At 61.2% G+C, this 2,872-nt stretch carries 4 protein-coding genes; all 4 read right to left on the bottom strand.

The window, feature by feature from the left end; all coding sequences use genetic code 11:
- Window positions 1-259, bottom strand: a 259-nt coding sequence (locus QZ213_RS26845; RefSeq protein ID WP_291689076.1) for a UPF0149 family protein, incomplete at its 3' end; no start/stop codon positions are given.
- Between the two features lie 59 nt (window positions 260-318).
- Entirely contained in the window at window positions 319-1,890 is a 1,572-nt protein-coding gene (locus QZ213_RS26840; protein WP_291689075.1) for an IS66 family transposase, read from the bottom strand.
- Between the two features lie 52 nt (window positions 1,891-1,942).
- Window positions 1,943-2,275: an IS66 family insertion sequence element accessory protein TnpB gene (tnpB, locus tag QZ213_RS26835; protein ID WP_291689074.1), complete on the bottom strand. Its 333-nt coding sequence runs from the start codon at window positions 2,273-2,275 to the stop codon at window positions 1,943-1,945.
- A 17-nt stretch (window positions 2,276-2,292) separates the two neighbouring features.
- Window positions 2,293-2,760, bottom strand: a complete 468-nt coding sequence (locus tag QZ213_RS26830; RefSeq protein WP_291689073.1) for a transposase — start codon at window positions 2,758-2,760, stop codon at window positions 2,293-2,295.
- Between the last annotated feature and the right edge of the window lie 112 nt (window positions 2,761-2,872).

Genomic DNA, 2,872 nt, shown 5'->3' with positions numbered 1-2,872 from the left:
GAGGTGCAGTCGAGCGCGTGTTGGCGATGACGTTGTGCCGAACCGCGACGGCGGATATTGCCGCGAATTCCGCAGTGCCGCCGTGAACGAAGGCCTCTCTGGCGACACCCAGCAGCGGGCAGATCCAGTCGCGCGGATCCATCGAGACGGGCCCGGCGACGATCGCCGCGACGAAGCCATCGAGCATCGACAAATCAGTGGCGGCGGCGCCTTGGCCAACGCGAGCCTGAAGCCAGAGGTCGAGTTCGTTGAGCGGCATCGCCACCTCCGTCATCGGAGGGTGCTTTGTCGGAGAGGGCTTCGAACGCGGCTGCGTGCTCATGCGGCGGCCTGAGCAGGCATCGTGCGGGCGGCCTTCCAGTTCCAGACCAATAGCTCGTGCAACTGGCGGCTCTTGGTGCGACCCGAGACGATGCGTTCGAGGACGTCGCACAGATAGGTCTGCGGATCGACATCGTTGAGCTTTGCCGTGTTGAGAAGCGATGCCAGGATAGCCCAGCTCTCGGCGCCGCCTTCGCTGCCTGAGAACAATGAATTGCGTCTTCCAAGAGCAATCGGGCGCATCGAACGCTCCACCGTGTTCGAATCTACTTCCACACGTCCGTCGCTCAAGAACAGCGTCAGCCCGTCCCAATGATGCAGGGCATATCGGATCGCCTCCGCCAGTGAGGATTGGGCCGAGATGCCATCGCGCACTTCGGTCATGCGCTCCTTCAGGTCCTCCATCAGCCGCGTGGTCTCGTTCTGGCGAGCGGCAAGCCGGATCTCGGCGCTGGTTCCACGGACACGCGCCTCGATCGCGTAGATCGCAGCAATGCGCGTGATCACCTCATGGGCGAACGGCGACTTCGTCTCCTTGTACACGGTAACGAACTTGCGCCGTGCATGCGCGAGACAGAAGGCGAGCTGGATCGTGCCGGCCGGCCGTTTGTCGGCAGCCAGCGACTTGTAAACCTGATAGCCGTCGACCTGCAAAGTGCCGGCAAAGTCGTTCAATTGGGCTGCGATCTCGTTCTTGCCGCGACCTGGCGCGAACACGTAGGCCACGGCCGGTGGCGATGGTCCACCCCAGGGACGGTCATCGATCGCGTGAGCCCAAAACTGGCAGATTTTGGTGCGGCCTCGCCCGGGATCGAGCACCGGCATCGGCGTCTCGTCGCAAAAGACCAATGGCGCGGCGTGGATGGTTTGCAGCTGAAGATCGTAGAGCCCTTTCAACCACCATGCTGTCCGCCGCACCCAGCCGGCCAGTGTGGAGCGATCGAGGCGAATGCCGTGACCGGCCAGGATCTGCGATTGACGATACAAGGTCGAAAACCAGGCGAACTTCGACACCACCACATGTGTCACCAGGGCGGTTGATGCCATGCTGTTCTCGATCAGCCGCGGCAACGCTTTGGCCTGCACGACAGTGCCCTCGCAACCCCGACAAGCATATTTGGGTCGGATCATGCGAAGGACCCGCAGAATGGCCGGGATCAGGTCGAGCACCTCGCTGACATCCTGGCCGATCCGGTGCAGGTTGCCCTGGCAGCACGGGCAGATCGTCGTCTCGGGTTCGATCAACTGCTCACAACGCGGCAGATGCTTCGGCAGCGCGCCGATATTGCGCCGCGCCTTGTTGTGGGATTTGTTGGCGAGGATCACCGGTTGGCTCGGCGCTTCGTCGTCGTTTGCAGCCGTTGGCGTCACGTCCGTCACGACATCCGCAAGATCGAGCGCAAACTGATCGGCGGCGATCACAGCGGCCTTCTCCGATCGCGAGCCGAACACCATATCCTTGAACGTTGCAACGATGGTCCGCAGACGCTCATTCTCGGCGTCGAGCGAAAGCACCATCTCGGTCAGCCGAGCTGCGTCGCTGGGAAGATCTTCGAGACGAAGCGCCATCCACAATGCATACTACACATTCGCTTGAATCGCCAGTAAAACCAGCCACTTCTTACATTACTCCAGTGGGTTGCTTCACGACATTTGGCGGTGCGCGGGTCCAATCCAATCCATCGACCAGCATCGCCATTTGGGTCGCCGACAAATGAACGGCGCCATCGCGGATCGGCGGCCAGATGAAACGACTTTCCTCGAGCCACTTCGTCATCAAAACCATGCCGGTGCCGTCCCATGCGAGAAGCTTGAGCCGGTCCATTCTTTTGGAACGGAAGATGAAGACGTCGCCGCAGTACGGGTTGGCATTCAACGCCTGGCTCACCAGCGCTGCGAGCGAGTTTATCCCCTTGCGAAAATCGACGGGTTGCGATGCAACGACGATCTTCAACCCAGCTCGGACAACGATCACCGAGGGACACGCAATGCAGACAGAACCACCCGCAATGTCGCAGCATCGACGGCGCCAGACAGCACAAGATGCACATCTGCGATCCGCAGCTCAATGACGCCCGTTTGCGGCGACGAGATCGGTTCTGGCGATGGGTTCGCCGCGATCTCAACAATCGGCACGAATGCTGGCTGGGGCCTTGCCCCAGCATCGGTCACTTCGCAGTGGTGGCCTGCTATCGTGGCGTTCACCTGCCGCCGCCACGTGAACAGCAAGCCGCGGTTGATCCCATATTGCCGCGCCACCTCGGAGATATTGGCTCCCTCCGCGAAACTCTCGGCCAGGATCCGAGCCTTCTCCTCCGTCGACCAGCTCCGCCGGCGCCTGCGACCGCTGATCAGTTCGATCCGGCGGTAGCTCTCCCCATCATGCTTGTCTTGATGCCTATCATGAAGCAACGCACCATCCCCCTGTTCAAGAAACAAGGGACACAATCGACAGCGCGTCGCACCTCAGCAAGGTGGGGTCCTCATGCCGCTATCTTTTGATCCGGTGCTGCCGGGGATTTTTCTCGCGTGGGCCAAACGTACGGACATA

It is taken from the genome of Bradyrhizobium sp., from assembly GCF_017881085.1.
In the GTDB taxonomy this organism is placed as follows: Bacteria; Pseudomonadota; Alphaproteobacteria; order Rhizobiales; family Xanthobacteraceae; genus Bradyrhizobium.
This window is presented reverse-complemented; position numbering and strand designations above follow the sequence as displayed.

Coding starts and splice junctions, on each gene's coding strand:
- QZ213_RS26840 (WP_291689075.1), bottom strand. CDS start 1,890: ATGGCGCTTCGTCTCGAAGATCTTCCCAGCGACGCAGCTCGGCTGACC.